Origin of the sequence: Streptomyces sp. NPDC007084, from assembly GCF_040703595.1 — a bacterium.
Lineage (GTDB): Bacteria > Actinomycetota > Actinomycetes > Streptomycetales > Streptomycetaceae > Streptomyces.
This window is the reverse complement of the sequence record NZ_JBEYFY010000037.1, coordinates 18,817-38,606: the sequence shown is the minus strand read 5'-3', so window position 1 is coordinate 38,606 and position 19,790 is coordinate 18,817. Positions and strand designations below refer to the sequence as shown.

The 19,790-nt window shown below is 70.7% G+C and carries 19 protein-coding genes; 15 read left to right on the top strand and 4 right to left on the bottom strand.

Going from position 1 to position 19,790, the window contains the following annotated elements; translation table 11 throughout:
* Positions 1-50: 50 nt before the first annotated feature.
* The 12 genes from AB0912_RS25320 to AB0912_RS25265 all read left to right on the top strand — a co-directional run bounded on the left by AB0912_RS25320 (position 51) and on the right by AB0912_RS25265 (position 12,690).
* A complete protein-coding gene (locus AB0912_RS25320; RefSeq protein WP_366703517.1) occupies positions 51-596 on the top strand; it encodes a hypothetical protein in 546 nt (181 codons plus the stop codon).
* Between the two features lie 143 nt (positions 597-739).
* A complete protein-coding gene (gene pdxS, locus AB0912_RS25315) occupies positions 740-1,660 on the top strand; it encodes a pyridoxal 5'-phosphate synthase lyase subunit PdxS (protein ID WP_366703515.1) in 921 nt (306 codons plus the stop codon).
* A gap of 6 nt (positions 1,661-1,666) precedes the next feature.
* Positions 1,667-2,278: a pyridoxal 5'-phosphate synthase glutaminase subunit PdxT gene (pdxT, locus tag AB0912_RS25310; protein ID WP_366703513.1), complete on the top strand. Its 612-nt coding sequence runs from the start codon at positions 1,667-1,669 to the stop codon at positions 2,276-2,278.
* A gap of 78 nt (positions 2,279-2,356) precedes the next feature.
* The gene (locus AB0912_RS25305) at positions 2,357-3,109 is read left to right on the top strand and encodes a YebC/PmpR family DNA-binding transcriptional regulator (RefSeq protein ID WP_366703511.1); all 753 of its coding nucleotides are present in this window, start codon (positions 2,357-2,359) and stop codon (positions 3,107-3,109) included.
* A gap of 113 nt (positions 3,110-3,222) precedes the next feature.
* Complete coding sequence (gene ruvC, locus AB0912_RS25300) at positions 3,223-3,843, top strand: crossover junction endodeoxyribonuclease RuvC (protein ID WP_366703509.1); 621 nt, start codon at positions 3,223-3,225, stop codon at positions 3,841-3,843.
* Entirely contained in the window at positions 3,840-4,451 is a 612-nt protein-coding gene (ruvA, locus tag AB0912_RS25295; protein WP_366703507.1) for a Holliday junction branch migration protein RuvA, read from the top strand. Before ruvC ends, ruvA begins: the two co-directional genes overlap by 4 nt.
* Positions 4,452-4,536: 85 nt before the next feature.
* Positions 4,537-5,607, top strand: coding sequence for a Holliday junction branch migration DNA helicase RuvB (gene ruvB / locus AB0912_RS25290; protein WP_366703505.1), 1,071 nt, complete (start codon positions 4,537-4,539; stop codon positions 5,605-5,607).
* Positions 5,608-5,771: 164 nt separating this feature from the next.
* On the top strand, positions 5,772-6,293 hold the full coding sequence (gene yajC / locus AB0912_RS25285) for a preprotein translocase subunit YajC (protein WP_366703503.1): 522 nt from the start codon (positions 5,772-5,774) through the stop codon (positions 6,291-6,293).
* Positions 6,294-6,434: 141 nt separating this feature from the next.
* Entirely contained in the window at positions 6,435-8,207 is a 1,773-nt protein-coding gene (gene secD, locus AB0912_RS25280) for a protein translocase subunit SecD (RefSeq protein ID WP_366703501.1), read from the top strand.
* Between the two features lies 1 nt (position 8,208).
* Positions 8,209-9,327, top strand: a complete 1,119-nt coding sequence (gene secF / locus AB0912_RS25275; protein ID WP_366703499.1) for a protein translocase subunit SecF — start codon at positions 8,209-8,211, stop codon at positions 9,325-9,327.
* Positions 9,324-9,863: an adenine phosphoribosyltransferase gene (locus AB0912_RS25270; RefSeq protein ID WP_366703497.1), complete on the top strand. Its 540-nt coding sequence runs from the start codon at positions 9,324-9,326 to the stop codon at positions 9,861-9,863. Before secF ends, AB0912_RS25270 begins: the two co-directional genes overlap by 4 nt.
* A 271-nt stretch (positions 9,864-10,134) precedes the next feature.
* On the top strand, positions 10,135-12,690 hold the full coding sequence (locus AB0912_RS25265; protein ID WP_366703565.1) for a RelA/SpoT family protein: 2,556 nt from the start codon (positions 10,135-10,137) through the stop codon (positions 12,688-12,690).
* 114 nt (positions 12,691-12,804) lie between these two features.
* On the opposite strand, the gene AB0912_RS25260 is transcribed toward AB0912_RS25265, so the two are convergent.
* Together AB0912_RS25260 and AB0912_RS25255 are read right to left on the bottom strand one after the other, a co-directional pair.
* The gene (locus tag AB0912_RS25260; protein WP_366703495.1) at positions 12,805-14,034 is read right to left on the bottom strand and encodes a DUF349 domain-containing protein; all 1,230 of its coding nucleotides are present in this window, start codon (positions 14,032-14,034) and stop codon (positions 12,805-12,807) included.
* Positions 14,035-14,170: 136 nt separating this feature from the next.
* A complete protein-coding gene (locus AB0912_RS25255; protein WP_366703493.1) occupies positions 14,171-15,019 on the bottom strand; it encodes a peptidylprolyl isomerase in 849 nt (282 codons plus the stop codon).
* Positions 15,020-15,198: 179 nt separating this feature from the next.
* Here AB0912_RS25255 and AB0912_RS25250 point away from each other — a divergent pair, with 179 nt between their 5' ends.
* Positions 15,199-15,921, top strand: coding sequence for an MBL fold metallo-hydrolase (locus tag AB0912_RS25250; RefSeq protein ID WP_366703491.1), 723 nt, complete (start codon positions 15,199-15,201; stop codon positions 15,919-15,921).
* 12 nt (positions 15,922-15,933) lie between these two features.
* Positions 15,934-17,196: a histidine--tRNA ligase gene (hisS, locus tag AB0912_RS25245; protein ID WP_366703489.1), complete on the top strand. Its 1,263-nt coding sequence runs from the start codon at positions 15,934-15,936 to the stop codon at positions 17,194-17,196.
* A 95-nt stretch (positions 17,197-17,291) separates the two neighbouring features.
* On the opposite strand, the gene AB0912_RS25240 is transcribed toward hisS, so the two are convergent.
* Both AB0912_RS25240 and AB0912_RS25235 read right to left on the bottom strand, forming a co-directional pair.
* Positions 17,292-18,137 (bottom strand): ABC transporter permease, encoded by an 846-nt coding sequence (locus AB0912_RS25240; RefSeq protein ID WP_366703487.1) that lies wholly within the window; start codon positions 18,135-18,137, stop codon positions 17,292-17,294.
* Positions 18,134-19,000, bottom strand: coding sequence for an ABC transporter ATP-binding protein (locus tag AB0912_RS25235; protein ID WP_366703485.1), 867 nt, complete (start codon positions 18,998-19,000; stop codon positions 18,134-18,136). Before AB0912_RS25235 ends, AB0912_RS25240 begins: the two co-directional genes overlap by 4 nt.
* Positions 19,001-19,140: 140 nt before the next feature.
* Here AB0912_RS25235 and AB0912_RS25230 point away from each other — a divergent pair, with 140 nt between their 5' ends.
* Positions 19,141-19,776: a vitamin K epoxide reductase family protein gene (locus AB0912_RS25230; RefSeq protein WP_366703483.1), complete on the top strand. Its 636-nt coding sequence runs from the start codon at positions 19,141-19,143 to the stop codon at positions 19,774-19,776.
* The last annotated feature ends 14 nt before the right edge of the window (positions 19,777-19,790 follow it).

Genomic DNA, 19,790 nt, shown 5'->3' with positions numbered 1-19,790 from the left:
GCGCGAGGGCCGCGTGGGGCCGAGGAGGCGCACCGGTAGCCTTGCGGTCCGTGACCGCAACCCTCATCTGGATCCTCGTCGCGCTCGTCGCGATCGGCCTCTATCTGAGCTGGACCGCCGGGCGGCTCGACCGTCTGCACGCCCGGATCGACGCCGCCCGTGCCGCCCTCGACGCGCAGTTGCTGCGCCGGGCCTCCGTGGCGCAGGAACTGGCCACCTCCGGAGTGCTCGACCCGGCCGCCTCGATCGTCCTCTACGAGGCGGCCCACGCCGCTCGCCAGGCCGAGGAGGAGCAGCGTGAGGTGGCGGAGAGCGAGCTGAGCCAGGCCCTGCGGGCGGTGTTCGGGGAGACCCAGCAGGTCGAGGCGGTCCGCGAGGTGCCCGGCGGCGAGGAGGCGGCCGGTGAACTCGCCCAGGCCGTGCGGCGGGTGCCGATGGCCCGGCGCTTCCACAACGACGCCGTACGGGCCGCCCGCGCGCTGCGCCGCCACCGCAAGGTCCGCTGGTTCCGGCTGGCCGGACACGCCCCCTTCCCGATGGCCTTCGAGATGGACGACGAGCCTCCGACCGCGCTGGCCGACCGCCCCACGACCTGAGCCGCCCCCCCCGGAGGGCAGGGGAGCGCACGCCGCTCGCGGGGAAAACGATCCACCGCCTCCTCATTGGCCCTTGCAGTGGACTGGTCACCTCGCGTTTCCTCGAAAGCGCACAAACCGTCTTTCACCCAGCGAGGTCACCCGTGTCCAGCACCCTCCCCAGCACCGCCCCGTCCGAGAACACCGCGACCGGCACCGCCCGCGTCAAGCGCGGCATGGCCGAGCAGCTCAAGGGCGGCGTGATCATGGACGTGGTCAACGCCGAGCAGGCGAAGATCGCCGAGGACGCCGGCGCCGTGGCCGTCATGGCCCTGGAGCGGGTCCCCGCCGACATCCGCAAGGACGGCGGCGTGGCCCGGATGTCGGACCCGAACATGATCGAGGAGATCATCGAGGCCGTCTCCATCCCGGTCATGGCCAAGTCGCGCATCGGCCACTTCGTCGAGGCCCAGGTACTGCAGTCCCTCGGCGTCGACTACATCGACGAGTCCGAGGTCCTCACCCCGGCCGACGAGGTCAACCACTCCGACAAGTGGGCCTTCACGACCCCCTTCGTCTGCGGTGCCACCAACCTGGGCGAGGCCCTGCGCCGCATCGCCGAGGGCGCGGCCATGATCCGCTCCAAGGGCGAGGCCGGCACCGGCAACGTCGTCGAGGCCGTCCGCCACCTGCGCCAGATCAAGAACGAGATCGCCAAGCTGCGCGGCTTCGACAACAACGAGCTGTACGCCGCCGCCAAGGAGCTGCGCGCCCCGTACGAGATCGTCAAGGAGGTCGCCGAGCTGGGCAAGCTCCCGGTCGTCCTGTTCTCCGCCGGTGGTGTCGCCACCCCCGCCGACGCCGCGCTCATGCGCCAGCTCGGCGCCGAGGGCGTCTTCGTCGGCTCCGGCATCTTCAAGTCCGGCGACCCGGCCAAGCGCGCCGCCGCCATCGTGAAGGCCACCACCTTCTTCGACGACCCGAAGATCATCGCGGACGCTTCCCGCAACCTCGGCGAGGCCATGGTCGGCATCAACTGCGACACCCTCCCCGAGACCGAGCGCTACGCCAACCGCGGCTGGTAGTCACCCATGAACACTCCCGGCACCCCCGTCATCGGCGTCCTGGCCCTCCAGGGCGACGTACGGGAGCACCTCGTCGCCCTGGCCGCGGCGGACGCCGTGGCCAGGCCGGTGCGGCGCCCCGAGGAACTCGCCGAGGTCGACGGCCTGGTCATCCCCGGCGGCGAGTCCACCACCATCTCCAAGCTGGCCGTCCTCTTCGGCGTGATGGAGCCGCTGCGCGCGCGCGTGCGCGACGGCATGCCCGTCTACGGCACCTGCGCCGGCATGATCATGCTCGCCGACAAGATCCTCGACCCGCGCTCGGGCCAGGAGACAGTCGGCGGGATCGACATGATCGTGCGCCGCAACGCCTTCGGACGCCAGAACGAGTCCTTCGAGGCGGCGGTCGCCGTCCGGGGCGTCGAGGGCGATCCTGTGGAGGGCGTCTTCATCCGTGCCCCCTGGGTCGAGTCCGTGGGCGCCGAGGCCGAGGTGCTGGCCGAGCACGAGGGCCACATCGTCGCCGTCCGCCAGGGCAGCGCGCTCGCCACGTCGTTCCACCCGGAGCTGACCGGCGACCACCGTGTGCACGGCCTGTTCGTCGACATGGTGCGCGCGAACCGGACAGCGGCGTCCTAGTAGGATCTGGAGGTCCCCTCAGGCTCCGCGAGCCCGGGGGAGTTCGTCCAGGTTGGGTTACGCGAAGGAGACAGGCAGATGTCCGGCCACTCTAAATGGGCTACGACGAAGCACAAGAAGGCCGTGATCGACGCCAAGCGCGGCAAGCTCTTCGCGAAGATGATCAAGAACATCGAAGTCGCGGCCCGTACCGGCGGCGCCGACGTGTCCGGCAACCCGACGCTGTTCGACGCCATCCAGAAGGCCAAGAAGAGCTCGGTCCCGAACAAGAACATCGACTCCGCCGTCAAGCGCGGAGCCGGTCTCGAAGCCGGTGGCGCCGACTACGAGACGATCATGTACGAGGGCTACGGGCCCAACGGTGTCGCGGTGCTCATCGAGTGCCTCACCGACAACCGCAACCGCGCCGCCTCGGACGTCCGCGTCGCCATGACCCGCAACGGCGGGAACATGGCCGACCCGGGCTCGGTGTCGTACCTCTTCAACCGCAAGGGCGTCGTCATCGTCCCCAAGGGCGAGCTGACCGAGGACGACGTCCTCGGGGCCGTGCTCGACGCGGGCGCCGAAGAGGTCAACGACCTCGGCGACACCTTCGAGGTTCTCTCCGAGGCCACCGACCTGGTCGCGGTGCGCACCGCGCTCCAGGACGCCGGCATCGACTACGACTCCGCCGACGCCAACTTCGTCCCGACCATGCAGGTCGAGCTGGACGAGGACGGCGCCCGGAAGATCTTCAAGCTGATCGACGCCCTGGAGGACAGCGACGACGTGCAGAACGTCTTCGCCAACTTCGACGTCAGCGACGAGGTCATGGAGAAGGTCGACGCCTGAGGGTTCGCACCGATCGAGGGGCCGACGGGCCGACGGGACACACCCGTCGGCCCGTCGCTTTGTGGGTGCCACCCGATAGCCTGCACGAACAGGCGAACCAAGGAGGGGCCGGCGTGCGGGTGCTGGGGGTTGACCCGGGGTTGACCCGGTGCGGTGTCGGGGTGGTCGAGGGAGTCGCGGGCCGCCCCCTGACCATGTGCGGCGTCGGTGTCGTACGCACCCCGGCGGACGCCGAGCTGGGCCTGCGCCTGGTCGCCGTCGAGCAGGGCATCGAGCACTGGCTCGACGAGTACCGGCCCGAATTCGTCGCCGTGGAGCGGGTGTTCAGCCAGCACAACGTGCGTACGGTGATGGGCACCGCCCAGGCCAGCGCCGTCGCGATGCTCTGCGCGGCCCGCCGCGGCATCCCGGTCGCCCTGCACACCCCGAGCGAGGTGAAGGCCGCCGTCACCGGCAGCGGACGCGCCGACAAGGCGCAGGTCGGCGCCATGGTCACCCGGCTGCTCCGGCTCGACGCGCCCCCCAAACCCGCCGACGCGGCCGACGCCCTCGCGCTCGCCATCTGCCACATCTGGCGCGGCCCCGCCAAGAACCGCCTCCACGAAGCCGCCACCACCGTGAACCAGCCACACCAGGCCGTCGCGCGGAACCGCCTCCAGCAGGCGGTCGCCGCGCACGCCGCACGCCAAGCGTCGAACGCCGCAAGCCAAGCATCGAAAGGCCGTACCGCATGATCGCCTTCGTCAGCGGCCCGGTCGCCGCCCTCGCACCCGACTCGGCCGTGGTCGAGGTCGGCGGCATCGGCATCGCCGTCCAGTGCTCGCCGGGCACCCTCGCCGGACTGCGCATGGGGCAGCAGACCAAGCTCGCCACCTCCCTCGTCGTCCGCGAGGACTCCCTCACGCTCTACGGCTTCGTCGACGACGACGAGCGCCAGGTCTTCGAGCTGCTCCAGACCGCGAGCGGCGTCGGTCCGCGCCTCGCGCAGGCGATGCTGGCCGTGCACAGCCCGGACGCGCTGCGCCGCGCCGTCTCCACCGGCGACGAGAAGGCGCTCGTCGCCGTCCCCGGCATCGGCAAGAAGGGCGCGCAGAAGCTGCTCCTCGAACTGAAGGACCGGCTCGGCGAACCCCTCGGCCCCGGCGGCCCGGCCATCGGCACGGCGGTCGCCGCCGGCTGGCGCGAGCAGCTGCACGCCGCGCTCATCGGCCTCGGCTACGCGACCCGCGAGGCCGACGAGGCGGTCTCCGCCGTCGCCCCGCAGGCCGAGGCCGCCGAAGGCACCCCGCAGGTGGGTCAGCTGCTGCGGGCCGCCCTCCAGACCCTGAACCGGGCCCGCTGACGACCCGGGCCGGCGCCGCGGGCGACGGCCCGCGCCCGGCGAACCGCCGACCGCCCCACCACCACGAGACCGCGAGGCACCACCGATGAACTGGGACGACACGACCGATGAAGCCGCCGCGGAGCGGTTGGTGGGCTCTGTCGCCGACCGTGAGGACCAGGCCGTCGAGGCCGCCCTGCGCCCCAAGGACCTGGACGAGTTCATCGGACAGGAGAAGGTCCGCGAACAGCTCGACCTGGTCCTGCGGGCCGCCCGCGCGCGCGGAGCCACCGCGGACCACGTGCTGCTGTCCGGCGCCCCCGGCCTCGGCAAGACCACCCTGTCCATGATCATCGCGGCCGAGATGGGCGCCCCCATCCGCATCACCAGCGGCCCCGCCATCCAGCACGCCGGCGACCTCGCCGCGATCCTCTCCTCCCTCCAGGAGGGCGAGGTGCTGTTCCTCGACGAGATCCACCGCATGTCCCGGCCCGCCGAGGAGATGCTCTACATGGCGATGGAGGACTTCCGCGTCGACGTCATCGTCGGCAAGGGCCCCGGCGCCACCGCGATCCCCCTGGAACTGCCCCCCTTCACCCTCGTCGGCGCCACCACGCGCGCGGGACTGCTGCCCCCGCCGCTGCGCGACCGCTTCGGCTTCACCGCGCACATGGAGTTCTACGGCCCCGGCGAGCTGGAGCGCGTCATCCACCGCTCCGCCGGCCTCCTCGACGTCGAGATCGGCACCGAGGGCGCCGCCGAGATCGCCGGACGCTCCCGCGGCACCCCCCGGATCGCCAACCGCCTGCTGCGCCGCGTGCGCGACTACGCCCAGGTCAAGGCGGACGGGATCATCACCCGGGAGATCGCCGCGGCGGCCCTGAAGGTGTACGAGGTCGACGCGCGGGGCCTGGACCGGCTCGACCGGGGGGTGCTGGAGGCGCTTCTCAAGCTCTTCGGCGGGGGACCGGTCGGCCTGTCCACACTCGCCGTCGCCGTGGGGGAGGAGCGTGAGACCGTGGAAGAGGTCGCCGAGCCCTTCCTCGTCCGGGAGGGACTCCTCGCCCGTACACCCCGCGGCCGGGTGGCGACGCCCGCGGCCTGGGCGCATCTCGGCCTCACGCCGCCCCGCCAGGCGGCGGGCGGAAACGGACAACAGGACCTGTTCGGGGCGTGACGGCGCGCACAGGTGCCGGGGCAGGAACCCCGGTGCCATGCTGAGCGTTGTTCCCTGAGCGCGGACTCGCTTAGACTCCGCCGATGCCGCCCTTGACGACGGCATACACACCCCCATCCAGCAGGCCGCTCACCACATGCGGTCGAAGAAGGAAGTTCCGACCCGTGAGTCTCGTGACCCTCCTCCCGTTCATCGTGCTCATCGGGGCCATGTTCCTGATGACCCGGTCGGCCAAGAAGAAGCAGCAGCAGGCGGCTTCCATGCGCAATGAGCTGCAGCCCGGCTCCGGCGTGCGCACGATCGGTGGTATGTACGCCACCGTCAAGGAGGTCAACGAGGAGACCGTCCTCCTCGACGCGGCTCCGGGTGTGGACCTGCTCTTCGCGAAGAACGCGATCGGCGCCGTCCTCTCGGACGACGAGTACAACCGCATCGTGCACGGCATCGAGCACGACCTGAAGGCCGACGGCAGCTACGTGCCCGACGACGCCTCCTCCCTCACCGAGACCGACGAGCCCGCCGCCGACGCCTCTTCCGACGCCTCCGACGACAAGCCCCTCGACCTCGGCAAGAAGGACGTGGCCGCCGCGCCCGCCGACGAGGTCGCCGAGGCGAAGGCCGACCAGGCCGCCGACGTCGACGCGAGCGAGCCGAAGAAGACCGACGGCGAGGCCGACGCGAAGTAGTCACGACCCGGGAGCGCGGCGCGAACCGCTTGCGCCCCGCACCTCCCGGGACGTGCTGTTCTCGCGCGGAGTCCCGACACCATGGCATGGCCGTCCACGCGCTCACCCGGCGCCGGGCGGCCCGAGAGGGAGTACGAGAAGGTGGCAGCACCGAAGAAGGGCCGGAGCGCCCGTGCCCAGAGCAGGCCGGGGCGCGCGCTGGTCCTGATCCTGATCGCCATCGCGGCGCTCACCGGGGGAATGTTCGCCTCCGGACACACCACTCCGCGTCTCGGCATCGACCTCGCCGGCGGCACGAGCATCACGCTCACGGCGAAGAACGAGCCCGGTCAGCCGAACGCGATCAACAAGACCAACATGGACACCGCGGTCGACATCATGAACCGCCGTGTCAACGGTCTCGGTGTGTCCGAGGCCGAGGTGCAGACCCAGGGATCCGACAACATCATCGTCAACATCCCCAAGGGCACGAACTCCAAGCAGGCCCGCGAGCAGGTCGGCACCACGGCCAAGCTGTACTTCCGCCCCGTGCTGACCACCGAGATCTCCGGCGCGGACGCCTCGGCCAGCCCCTCGCCCAGCGCGTCGGGCGGCTCGAAGGCCACGGACAAGGCCACCTCCTCGGCGTCTCCGTCCTCCTCGGCGTCCCCGTCCTCGTCCGTGACGCCGTCGGCCACCGCCACCTCCCAGGGCCGCGCGGTCACCGACGCCCTGAAGGCGGACGCCAGCCCCTCGGCGAGCAGCACCGCGAGTTCCTCCGCCTCCTCCGACGCCTCGCCGGCGCCGAGCGGCAGCGCGGACCCCGCGACGGCCAAGCTCCAGGCCGAGTACGCCGCGCTCGACTGCACGGACAAGGCCGACCGCGCCAAGGCCGGTGACGGCGCCAAGCCCGCCGACCCGACCGTCGCCTGCGGCCAGAACTCGTCGGGCCAGTGGCAGAAGTACGTGCTCGGCCCGGCCGAGGTCGCCGGTACGGACATCAAGAAGGCCGGCGCCGTCTTCGACACCCAGACCGCCGCGGGCTGGAAGGTCACCATGGACTTCACGTCCAGTGGCTCCAAGAAGTTCGCCGCCATCACCGGCAAGCTCGCGCAGCAGCAGCCCCCGCAGAACCAGTTCGCCATCGTCCTCGACGGCGAGGTCGTCTCCGACCCGTCCGTGTCCCAGTCGCTCAGCGGCAGCGCGGAGATCTCCGGAAGCTTCACCCAGACCGAGGCCCAGGACCTGGCCAACATGCTGAAGTACGGCGCGCTGCCGCTCAGCTTCAAGGAGTCCAGCGTCACCACGGTGACCGCCGCCCTCGGTGGCGAGCAGCTTCACGCCGGTCTGATCGCCGGCGCCATCGGCCTCGCCCTGGTCGTCCTCTACCTGGTGATCTACTACCGGGGCCTGTCGGTCATCGCCATCGCCTCGCTGCTGGTCTCCGCCATCCTCACCTACGTCCTCATGGCGCTGCTCGGCCCGGCCATCGGCTTCGCGCTGAACCTGCCGGCCGTCTGCGGCGCGATCGTCGCGATCGGCATCACGGCGGACTCGTTCATCGTGTTCTTCGAACGCATCCGGGACGAGATCCGCGAGGGCCGCTCACTGCGGCCCGCCGTCGAGCGTGCCTGGCCGCGAGCCCGGCGCACCATCCTGGTCTCCGACTTCGTGTCGTTCCTCGCCGCCGCGGTGCTCTTCATCGTCACCGTCGGCAAGGTCCAGGGCTTCGCGTTCACCCTCGGTCTGACCACCGTGCTGGACGTCGTCGTCGTCTTCTTCTTCACGAAGCCGCTCATGACGATCCTGGCCCGCAAGAAGTTCTTCGCGAACGGCCACCCCTGGTCCGGCCTCGACCCGAAGCGACTGGGCGCCAAGCCGCCGCTGCGCCGCACCCGTCGCCCCTCCGCCCCCGTCGACACGAAGGAGGCGTGAGATGTCGAAACTCGGCACCCTCGGCGCCCGACTGCACCGCGGCGAGATCGGCTACGACTTCGTCGGCAAGCGCAAGATCTGGTACGGCATCTCGATCCTGATCACCATCACGGCCATCCTCGGCCTGACGGTGCGGGGCCTGAACATGGGCATCGAGTTCCAGGGCGGCGCCGTCTTCACCACCGAGAAGACCAGCATCTCGGTCGCCCAGGCGGAGACCTTCGCGGAAGACGCCTCCGGTCACGACGCCGTCGTCCAGAAGCTCGGCAACGGCGGACTGCGCGTGCAGATCGCCGGCATCGACACCGACAAGTCGGACACGATCAAGGACCAGCTCGCCAAGGACCTCGGCGTCGACTCGGAGCGGATCAACGCCGACCTGGTCGGCCCGAGCTGGGGTGACCAGATCGCCAACAAGGCCTGGGAGGGCCTGGCGATCTTCATGGTCCTCGTGGTGATCTACCTGGCCATCGCGTTCGAGTGGCGCATGGCCATCGCCGCGCTGGTCGCGCTGATCCACGACATCACCATCACCGTCGGCATCTACGCCCTGGTCGGCTTCGAGGTCACCCCGGGCACGGTGATCGGTCTGCTCACCATCCTCGGTTACTCGCTCTACGACACGGTCGTCGTCTTCGACAGCCTCAAGGAGCAGACGAAGGACATCACCAAGCAGACCCGCTGGACCTACAGCGACATCGCCGACCGGTCGATCAACAGCACCCTGGTGCGGTCCATCAACACCACGGTGGTCGCGCTGCTGCCGGTCGCCGGTCTGCTCTTCATCGGCGGCGGCGTGCTCGGCGCGGGCATGCTCAACGACATCTCGCTGTCGCTGTTCGTCGGCCTCGCGGCCGGCGCGTACTCCTCGATCTTCATCGCCACGCCGCTCGTCGCCGACCTCAAGGAGCGCGAGCCGCAGATGAAGGCGCTGCGCAAGCGCGTCCTCGCCAAGCGGGCGCAGGCGGCGGCCAAGGGCGAGTCCCTGGAGCCGCAGGCCGCCCAGCCGGCCTACGACGACGAGGAGCCCGAGGACGCGACCCCCGCGGTCGTCGGTCCCCGCAACCAGCCCGCCTCGCGCTCCCGCGGCCGTGGCCGTCCCTCGGGGAAGCGCCGATGACCGGCATCGAGGAGCTGCTCTCCAGCCGCATCCGTGACGTGGCGGACTACCCGGAGCCGGGCGTGATGTTCAAGGACATCACCCCGCTGCTGGCCGACCCCGCCGCGTTCGGCGCGCTGACCGACGCCCTCGCGGACATCGCGGTGCGCACCGGGGCCACCAAGGTCGTCGGCCTGGAGGCCCGCGGCTTCATCCTCGGCGCCCCGGTCGCCGTCCGCGCGGGGCTCGGTTTCATCCCGGTGCGCAAGGCGGGCAAGCTCCCCGGAGCGACGCTGGCCCAGTCCTACGACCTGGAGTACGGCTCCGCCGAGATCGAGGTGCACGCCGAGGACCTGAGCGCGGGCGACCGCGTCCTGGTCGTCGACGACGTCCTCGCCACCGGTGGCACCGCGGAGGCCTCGCTCCAGCTCATCCGCCGGGCGGGCGCCGAGGTCGCGGGCGTCGCCGTGCTGATGGAGCTGGGCTTCCTGAGCGGCCGGGCCCGCTTGGAGGCGGCCCTCGCGGGTGCGCCGCTGGAGGCGCTGCTCACGATCTGAGCGCCCTCGGCGGCCACCGGGAGGAAAGTCCCGCGCCGGCCCGCCGAAAGGCCTGAGACACCCGCAGGACACCGCGCAGGCGGGCCCCGGAGGAATCCGGGGCCCGCCTGCGGCGTTCCGGCTGTACGAGGCGGTCCCGGCGGCCGACCAGGAGGCCGGCGCCCGGGATCGCTACCATGGGATCTCCGGAGCCTGACCGGGGGACCCGGAACGCGCACGAGGAGCCCTCTTGCCAGACGAGGCCCAGCCACTCGCCCCCAGTGCCCAGCGCCTGGGAGGAACCGCCTCCACCAAGCCCGAGCCCGCCTCGGGCCCCGCGGAGAAGCCCGCCGAGAACACCGCGAGCGGGCCGGTCGAGCACGCCGCGAGCGGGCCGGTCGAGCACGCCCAGTCCGCACCGGACGGCACGGCGGCCGAGGAGGCACGTCCCAAGCCGGCCCCTCCCGAGCGCACCGAGAGCGCCCCGAACACCCCGGCGGTCCGCCCCGCGCCCGGCCAGCCCGTGCGCTCGGGCGGCTCCTCCAACCGGGTCCGCGCCCGCCTGGCCCGCCTCGGCGTCCAGCGGTCGAACCCGTACAACCCGGTCCTGGAACCGCTGCTGCGGATCGTGCGCGGCAACGACCCCAAGATCGAGACGGCCACGCTGCGGCAGATCGAGAAGGCCTACCAGGTCGCCGAGCGCTGGCACCGCGGCCAGAAGCGCAAGAGCGGCGACCCGTACATCACGCACCCGCTCGCCGTCACCACGATCCTCGCCGAGCTGGGCATGGACCCGGCCACCCTGATGGCCGGTCTGCTGCACGACACCGTCGAGGACACCGAGTACGGCCTGGACACCCTCAAGCGCGACTTCGGCGACCAGGTCGCCCTGCTCGTCGACGGCGTCACCAAGCTCGACAAGGTGAAGTTCGGCGAAGCCGCGCAGGCCGAGACCGTGCGCAAGATGGTCGTCGCCATGGCCAAGGACCCCCGCGTCCTGGTCATCAAGCTCGCCGACCGCCTGCACAACATGCGCACCATGCGCTACCTCAAGCGCGAGAAGCAGGAGAAGAAGGCGCGCGAGACCCTGGAGATCTACGCGCCGCTCGCCCACCGCCTGGGCATGAACACCATCAAGTGGGAGCTGGAGGACCTCGCCTTCGCGATCCTCTACCCCAAGATGTACGACGAGATCGTGCGGCTGGTCGCCGAGCGCGCCCCCAAGCGCGACGAGTACCTCGCCATAGTGACCGACGAGGTCCAGTCCGACCTGCGCGCGGCCCGCATCAAGGCGACCGTCACCGGCCGCCCGAAGCACTACTACAGCGTCTACCAGAAGATGATCGTCCGCGGCCGTGACTTCGCGGAGATCTACGACCTGGTGGGCATCCGCGTCCTCGTGGACACCGTCCGCGACTGCTACGCGGCGCTCGGCACCGTGCACGCGCGATGGAACCCGGTCCCCGGCCGGTTCAAGGACTACATCGCGATGCCCAAGTTCAACATGTACCAGTCGCTGCACACGACGGTCATCGGCCCGAACGGCAAGCCCGTCGAGCTGCAGATCCGCACCTTCGACATGCACCGCCGCGCCGAGTACGGCATCGCCGCGCACTGGAAGTACAAGCAGGAGACCGTCGCCGGCTCCTCCAAGATCCGCACCGACGTGCCCCGGGCCGCGAAGGGCAGCGCCGGCCAGGACACCGTCAACGACATGGCCTGGCTGCGCCAGCTGCTCGACTGGCAGAAGGAGACCGAGGACCCCAGCGAGTTCCTGGAGTCCCTGCGCTTCGACCTGTCGCGCAACGAGGTCTTCGTCTTCACGCCCAAGGGCGACGTGATAGCGCTGCCGGCCGGTGCCACCCCGGTGGACTTCGCCTACGCGGTCCACACCGAGGTCGGCCACCGGACCATAGGAGCGCGGGTCAACGGCCGTCTCGTACCGCTCGAATCGACCCTGGACAACGGCGACCTGGTGGAGGTCTTCACCTCCAAGGCGGCCGGCGCGGGCCCGTCCCGCGACTGGCTCGGCTTCGTGAAGTCGCCGCGCGCCCGGAACAAGATCCGCGCCTGGTTCTCCAAAGAGCGCCGCGACGAGGCGATCGAGCACGGCAAGGACGCCATCGCCCGCGCGATGCGCAAGCAGAACCTGCCGATCCAGCGCATCCTGACCGGCGACTCCCTGGTCACCCTCGCGCACGAGATGCGCTACCCCGACATCTCGTCGCTGTACGCAGCGATCGGCGAGGGCCACGTCACCGCGCAGAGCGTCGTCCAGAAGCTCGTCCAGGCGCTCGGCGGCGAGGAGGCGGCCAGCGAGGAGATCGACGAGTCCGTACCGCCCACCCGGGGCCGCAGCCGCAAGCGGCGCAGCAACAACGACCCCGGTGTGGTCGTCAAGGGCGTCGACGACGTCTGGGTCAAGCTCGCCCGGTGCTGCACCCCGGTGCCCGGCGACCCGATCATCGGCTTCGTCACCCGCGGCAGCGGCGTATCGGTTCACCGCAGCGACTGCGTCAACGTCGACTCGCTGTCCCGCGAGCCCGAGCGCATCCTCGAGGTCGAGTGGGCGCCCACCCAGTCCTCGGTGTTCCTCGTCGCCATACAGGTCGAGGCGCTGGACCGCTCCCGGCTGCTCTCCGACGTCACCCGCGTCCTGTCGGACCAGCACGTCAACATCCTGTCCGCGGCCGTCCAGACCTCGCGCGACCGGGTGGCCACCTCCCGCTTCACCTTCGAGATGGGCGACCCCAAGCACCTGGGCCACGTCCTGAAGGCGGTGCGCGGTGTGGAGGGCGTCTACGACGTCTACCGGGTGACCTCGGCCCGCAGGCCCTCGGAGGCCTGAGCCGGGGCCGGGGGAACTCCTCGACGGGCCCGAGCAGCGAGAAGGGGCTCCCGTACGGTGCGTACGGGAGCCCCTTCTCGTGTGAAGCCGCGCGGCCCGCGCCTTCTTGCCTGCTCAGCCGCCGAACTCCTGAAGGCCCTTCAGCGCCTGGTCCAGCAGCGCCTGACGGCCGTCCAGCTCCTTCTGGAGCTTGTCGGCCTTCGAGGTGTTGCCCGCCGAGCGCGCCGCCTCGATCTGGCCCTGGAGCTTGTCCACGGCGGCCTGGAGCTGACCGGTCAGACCCTCGGCACGCGCGCGTGCCTCCGGGTTCGTCCGGCGCCACTCGGTCTCCTCGGACTCCTGCAGAGCCCGCTCCACCGCGTGCATCCGCCCCTCGACCTTGGGGCGGGCGTCACGCGGCACGTGACCGATGGCCTCCCAGCGCTCGTTGATCGAGCGGAAGGCCGCGCGCGCCGCCTTCAGATCCTGCACCGGGACGAGCTTCTCGGCCTCCTCGGCCAGCTCCTCCTTGAGCTTCAGGTTCTCCGCCTGCTCAGCGTCCCGCTCGGCGAACACCGAGCCGCGCGCCGCGAAGAACACGTCCTGCGCGCCGCGGAAGCGGTTCCACAGGTCGTCCTCGTGTTCGCGCTGGGCGCGGCCCGCGGCCTTCCAGTCCGCCATCAGCTCGCGGTAGCGGGCCGCCGTCGGACCCCAGTCGGTCGAACCGGACAGCGACTCGGCCTCCGCGACCAGCTTCTCCTTGGCCTTGCGGGCGTCCTCGCGCTGCGCGTCCAGCGACGCGAAGTGCGCCTTGCGCCGCTTGGAGAACGCCGAGCGCGCGTGCGAGAAGCGGTGCCACAGCTCGTCGTCCGACTTGCGGTCGAGCCGGGGCAGCCCCTTCCACGTGTCCACCAGGGCACGCAGCCGCTCGCCCGCCGACCGCCACTGGTCGCTCTGCGCCAGCTCCTCGGCCTCGACGACCAGCGCCTCCTTGGCGTGCCGCGCCTCGTCGGACTGCTTGGCCCGCTGGACCTTGCGCTCCTCACGGCGGGCCTCGACCGTCTCGACGAGCTTGTCCAGCCGGACCTTCAGCGCCTCCAGATCGCCCACCGCGTGGTGGGCCACCACCTGCTCACGGATGTGATCGATGGCGGCCTGGGCGTCCTTCGCCGACAGGTCGGTGGTCTTCACTCGCTTCTCGAGGAGGCCGATCTCGACAACCAGGCCCTCGTACTTGCGCTCGAAGTAGGCCAGCGCCTCATCGGGGGAGCCGGCCTGCCAGGAACCGACGACCTGCTCGCCATCGGCCGTACGCACGTACACGGTCCCCGTCTCGTCGACGCGTCCCCACGGGTCGCTGCTCACAGCGCCTCCTCCACATGATGCCTGTGAGGGGCGGCAGCGCCCCCTGGCATCGTCCACAGTTTCGTCACGGCCAACATAGGCGACCGGCGGGTTGCCTGTCCGCATCCAGCGCCACCGAAGTTCCCCCGGTTGACGCTCAGGATTTGGCGACGGTCGCCTTGTCGATCACCACGGTCGCGTTCGGCGCGGTGTTGCCCGTCTGCGGGTCGGCGGCCTGCGCGCCGGCGCCGGCGATCTTCTTGAGCACCTTCATGCCGGCCGCGGACACCGTGCCGAACGGTGTGTAGTCCGGCGGGAGCTGGCTGTCCTGGTACACCAGGAAGAACTGGCTGCCGCCGGTGTCGCGCCCCTTCTGCGTCTGGGCGTTGTACTGGTTCGCCATCGCGACGGTGCCCGCCGGGTACACGTTGCCCTTGAGGCTCTTGTCCTTGAGGTTCTCGTCCGGGATCGTGTAGCCGGGCCCGCCGGCGCCGGTGCCCTCGGGGTCGCCGCACTGGAGCACGTAGATGCCCTCGGTGGTGAGCCGGTGGCACTTGGTGTGGTCGAAGAAGCCCTTCCCGGCGAGGAAGGCGAAGGAGTTCACCGTGTGCGGGGCCGCCGACGCCTTGAGGGCGATGTCTATCTCGCCGCAGGTCGTCGCCATCTTCATCGTGTAGTCCGCGGACGTGTCGATGGTGACCGCCGGTTCCTTCTTCCAGCTCATCGTCTTCACCTTGCCCGCCGCCGGCTTCCCGCACGGGTCGGGCGCCTTGGACGGGGTCGCGCTCGGCGTCACCTCGGAGCCGGCGCTCGTCTTCTTCTTGTCGTCGCTCTTGAAGACCCCGGTCGCGTACGACAGCGCACCGCCCGCGACGAGCACGCCGACGACGGACGCGATCACCGCGTTGCGTGTATGGGTCCTGCGTCGCGCGGCCGTGCGGCGCTGCTGCTGTCGCAAGAACTTCTCCCGGGCGAGCTGACGCCGCCGCTGTTCCTGGCTGACCACCGGGTTTCTCCTCGTGCGTCTCGTACGTCGATGGGACGCGTGCGTCTTGTGAGCCGACCGCCTGCGTGTGCCCCGTACCGTATATGGGTTCGCTGAGGAAACGGCAGCGCCGGTAGGCTCTGATCCACAGCCACCCGCCCCGTACGACACCAGCGCGTACGCCACCCTGAAGGACGATCGTGCTCATTGCCGGGTTCCCCGCCGGGGCCTGGGGGACCAACTGTTATCTGGTCGCCCCCGCCGCGGGTGAGGAGTGCGTGATCATCGACCCGGGCCACCAGGCCGCCCAGGGCGTCGAGGACGCGCTCGCCAAGCATCGGCTCAAGCCCGTCGCGGTCATCCTCACCCACGGCCACATCGACCACGTCGCCTCGGTCGTTCCCGTCTGCGGGGCGCACGACGTGCCCGCCTGGATCCACCCCGAGGACCGGTACATGATGAGCGACCCCGAGCGCGCGCTCGGCCGCTCCATCGGGATGCCGCTGATGGGCGAGCTGACCGTGGGCGAGCCGGACGACGTGCGGACCCTGGCCGACGGCGCGGAGCTGAGACTCGCGGGCCTCGACCTGTCCGTCGCGCACACGCCGGGCCATACGAAGGGGTCGGTGGCGTTCCGGATGCCCGAGAGCGCGGACGTCCCGTCCGTGTTCTTCTCCGGGGATCTGCTCTTCGCCGGCTCCGTCGGACGCACCGACCTGCCCGGCGGCGACATGGACGACCTGCTCGACTCGCTGGGCCGCGTGTGCCTGCCGCTCGACGACTCCACCGTGGTGCTGTCCGGCCACGGCCCCCAGACGACCATCGGCCAGGAGCGCGCCACCAACCCGTATCTGCGGCAGGTGGCGGCGAGCCGGCCGGAACGCGGAGCGGACCCCGCCTCCGCTCCTCGACGAGGAATGTGACGAGAGACTTCCGTGAGCACCTTCAAGGCCCCCAAGGGCACGTACGACCTGATCCCGCCGGAGAGCGCCAAGTACCTCGCCGTCCGCGAGGCCATCGCCGCGCCGCTGCGCAACTCCGGCTACGGCTACATCGAGACCCCCGGTTTCGAGAACGTCGAACTCTTCGCGCGCGGTGTCGGTGAGTCCACCGACATCGTGACCAAGGAGATGTACGCCTTCGAGACCAAGGGCGGCGACCGGCTGGCACTGCGCCCCGAGGGCACCGCCTCCGTGCTGCGCGCGGCCCTCGAAGCCAACCTGCACAAGGCGGGCAACCTCCCCGTCAAGCTCTGGTACTCCGGCTCCTACTACCGCTACGAGCGTCCCCAGAAGGGCCGTTACCGCCACTTCTCCCAGGTGGGCGCCGAGGCGATCGGTGCCGAGGACCCGGCGCTCGACGCCGAGCTGATCATCCTGGCGGACCAGGCGTACCGCTCACTGGGCCTGCGGAACTTCCGCATCCTGCTCAACAGCCTGGGCGACAAGGAGTGCCGTCCCGTCTACCGGGCCGCGCTGCAGGAGTTCCTGCGCGGGCTCGACCTGGACGAGGACACGCTGCGCCGCGCGGAGATCAACCCGCTGCGGGTGCTCGACGACAAGCGCGACGACGTCCAGAAGCAGCTCACCGGCGCTCCGTTGCTGCGGGACTACCTGTGCGACGCGTGCAAGGCGTACCACGAGGAGGTGCGCGACCTGATCACCGCGGCGGGCGTCTCCTTCGAGGACGACCCGAAGCTGGTGCGCGGCCTGGACTACTACACGCGCACCACGTTCGAATTCGTGCACGACGGTCTCGGCTCGCAGTCCGCGGTGGGCGGCGGCGGCCGTTACGACGGCCTGTCCGAGATGATCGGCGGCCCCGCGCTGCCGTCCGTCGGCTGGGCCCTCGGCGTCGACCGTACGGTGCTGGCGCTGGAGGCGGAGGGCGTGCGGCTCGAAATCCCCGCGTCCACCAGTGTGTTCGCGGTGCCGCTCGGCGAGGAGGCGCGCCGGGTGCTGTTCGGCGTGGTCACCGAACTGCGCAAGCTCGGTGTGGCCGCCGACTTCTCGTACGGCGCGAAGGGCCTCAAGGGCGCGATGAAGAACGCCAACCGGTCGGGCGCGCGGTACACCGTCGTGGCCGGTGAGCGTGACCTCGCCGAGGGCGTCGTGCAGCTCAAGGACATGGAGTCCGGGGAGCAGACGGCGGTCGCCGTGGCCGAGATCGTCGGCGAACTGCGCTCCCGGCTGGGCTGACCGGAGTTCCCGCCCCCTCCCGGAGCGGAGGGGGCGGGAGACCGGCTCCGGCGCGCCGGAAGGTCAGCCCTCGCGCCGGTTCGTCCAGCGGAAGGTCAGCCGTCGCGCCGGTTCTTCCACCGGAAGGTCAGCAGGCACAGCAGCAGACCTCCGACGCACCACGCCCCGAGCACCAGGGCGATCCGGCCGAACTCCCAGTCGCCCGCCTGCTCCAGGACCTTCGCCGACTCGGGCAGGAACACCCCGCGCAGCCCCTGGCACATCCACTTCAGGGGGAACAGGGCGCCGATGTTCAGCATCCAGTCCGGGATGGTGTCGATGGCGATGTAGACGCCGGAGATGAACTGGAGCACCAGGAACGGCAGGACGACCACCGAGGTGGCGCTCTTGCCCGACTTGGGGACCGAGCTGACCGCGATGCCGAGGAGCGCGCACGCGGTGAGGCCGAGGACGAAGATCCAGGCGAAGTCCGCCCACTTGCCGGCGTCCGAGGGCAGGTCCACGCCGTACAGCGTGGTGCCGACCAGGAGCAGGATCGCGGTCTCCAGGGCGCCGGTGACGAGAACCAGCCAGATCTTGCCGAGGAAGTAGGCGGCCGGTGGCATCGGGGTGCCGCGCAGCCGGCGCAGCACCTTCTCGTCCCGTTCGATCGCGATCGATATGCCGAGGGACTGGAAGCTGGTGGACATGATGCCCGCCGCCATCATCGCCGGGACGTAGAGCTGGGAGGCGGTGATGCCCGCGCCCTCCACGTCGTCGCTGAAGATCGACGCGAACAGGAAGAGGAAGACGACCGGGAAGGCGAAGGTGAACACCACCTGGTCGCGCTGCCGGAAGAACTGCCTGATCTCCAGGGCGCCGCGGCGCAGCCCGAGCCCCCAGGCGCCGGGCAGGCCGCCCGCCGCGGCCTTGGCGCGGGCGCGTACGTCGGTGGCGGTCATCGCGCGTCCTCCTGGCCGGTCAGCCGCAGATAGACGTCCTCAAGGGTCGGGCGGCTCACCCGCAGCCCCGGGATCTCCCCGTCGAAGCGGTGCGTGAGTTCGGCGACGGTCCGGGTGGGCGTCCGGGTGCGCTCGCTGCGCGGGGTGCCGTCGGCCTCCGTCCATGCGACCGTCGCCTCCGTGCCGAACCGCTCGCGCAGCGCGGCCGGTTCGCCCTCCGCGACGACCCTGCCCCGGCTGACCACCGCGAGCCGGTCGGCGAGGGCCTCCGCCTCCTCCAGGTAGTGCGTGGTCAGCAGGATCGTCGTGCCCTCGCCGGCCAGCCCCCGGATCAGCTCCCAGAACTGCCGCCGGGCCGCCGGGTCGAAGCCCGTGGTCGGCTCGTCCAGCAGCAGCAGTTCGGGACCGCCGATCACGCCGAGCGCGACGTCGAGCCGCCTGCGCTGGCCACCCGAGAGCGACTTGATCCGGCTGCCCGCCTTCTGTTCCAGACCGACCAGACCGATGACCTCCTCGGGATCACGCGGATTCGGGTAATAGCGGGCGAAATGCCGCACCGTCTCGCGGACCGTCAACTCGGCGGGCGCGGATTCGTCCTGCCAGACGATGCCGACGCGCGAGCGCCACGCGCGCGTGCCGGCCGCCGGGTCCGAGCCGAGCACCGAGACCTCGCCCGCGTCCCGCCGCCGGTTGCCCTGGAGGATCTCCACCGTGGTGCTCTTGCCCGCTCCGTTCGGCCCGAGCAGGCCGAACACCTCGCCCTGCCGGATGCCGAGGTCGATGCCGTCGACCGCGGTGACGTCCCCGTACTGCTTGCGCAGCCCCCGTACGTCGACCGCGAGTTGCTCCCCGTGTGTCGTCATGGCGAAGAGCATGCCGCCGAACCGGGCGCTCCGGGGCGTCCCCGGCCTACTTTCTTATGTCCACCGAACGGTGGACGAGGGGCCTCGTGCGGCACAATGACCCTGCCCGCAGGCCCCTTCGAAGCAACGGAAACGGCGTGATGAGCAAGACGACAGTCAAGGACGCCCCGACCGACCAGGAACGCCCCGCGGCGACCCGCACGGCCGGCGCGAGCCGTGCCCTCGCCCTGCTGCTGGTGATCACGGGCGCGGCCGGTCTCCTTGCCGCGTGGGTCATCACGATCGACAAGTTCAAGCTGCTGGAGAACCCGAACTTCGTCCCCGGGTGCAGCCTGAACCCGGTCGTCTCCTGCGGCAACATCATGAAGAGCGACCAGGCCTCCGCCTTCGGCTTCCCCAACCCGATGCTCGGTCTCGTCGCCTACGGCATCGTGATCTGCGTCGGCGTGAGCCTGCTCGCCCGCGCCACCTTTCCCCGCTGGTACTGGCTGACCTTCAACTTCGGCACCCTCTTCGGGGTCGCCTTCTGCACCTGGCTCCAGTTCCAGTCGCTGTACCGGATCAACTCGCTGTGCCTGTGGTGCAGCCTCGCCTGGGTCGCCACGATCACCATGTTCTGGTACGTGACCTCCTTCAACGTCCGCAACGGCTTCCTGCCCGCCCCGCGCTGGGCGAGGAGCTTCTTCGGCGAGTTCACCTGGGTCCTGCCCGTACTGCACATCGGCATCATCGGCATGCTGATCCTGACCCGCTGGTGGGACTTCTGGACGAGCTGACGGGCCGCCCGCGC

What these genes read in the sequence shown, in the direction of transcription:
- pdxT (WP_366703513.1), top strand. Translation starts at nt 1,667, where the DNA reads ATGAACACTCCCGGCACCCCCGTCATCGGCGTCCTGGCCCTCCAGGGC.
- AB0912_RS25305 (WP_366703511.1), top strand. Translation starts at nt 2,357, where the DNA reads ATGTCCGGCCACTCTAAATGGGCTACGACGAAGCACAAGAAGGCCGTG.
- ruvA (WP_366703507.1), top strand. Translation starts at nt 3,840, where the DNA reads ATGATCGCCTTCGTCAGCGGCCCGGTCGCCGCCCTCGCACCCGACTCG.
- ruvB (WP_366703505.1), top strand. Translation starts at nt 4,537, where the DNA reads ATGAACTGGGACGACACGACCGATGAAGCCGCCGCGGAGCGGTTGGTG.
- secF (WP_366703499.1), top strand. Translation starts at nt 8,209, where the DNA reads ATGTCGAAACTCGGCACCCTCGGCGCCCGACTGCACCGCGGCGAGATC.
- AB0912_RS25270 (WP_366703497.1), top strand. Translation starts at nt 9,324, where the DNA reads ATGACCGGCATCGAGGAGCTGCTCTCCAGCCGCATCCGTGACGTGGCG.
- AB0912_RS25240 (WP_366703487.1), bottom strand. Translation starts at nt 18,137, where the DNA reads ATGACCGCCACCGACGTACGCGCCCGCGCCAAGGCCGCGGCGGGCGGC.
- AB0912_RS25235 (WP_366703485.1), bottom strand. Translation starts at nt 19,000, where the DNA reads ATGACGACACACGGGGAGCAACTCGCGGTCGACGTACGGGGGCTGCGC.
- AB0912_RS25230 (WP_366703483.1), top strand. Translation starts at nt 19,141, where the DNA reads ATGAGCAAGACGACAGTCAAGGACGCCCCGACCGACCAGGAACGCCCC.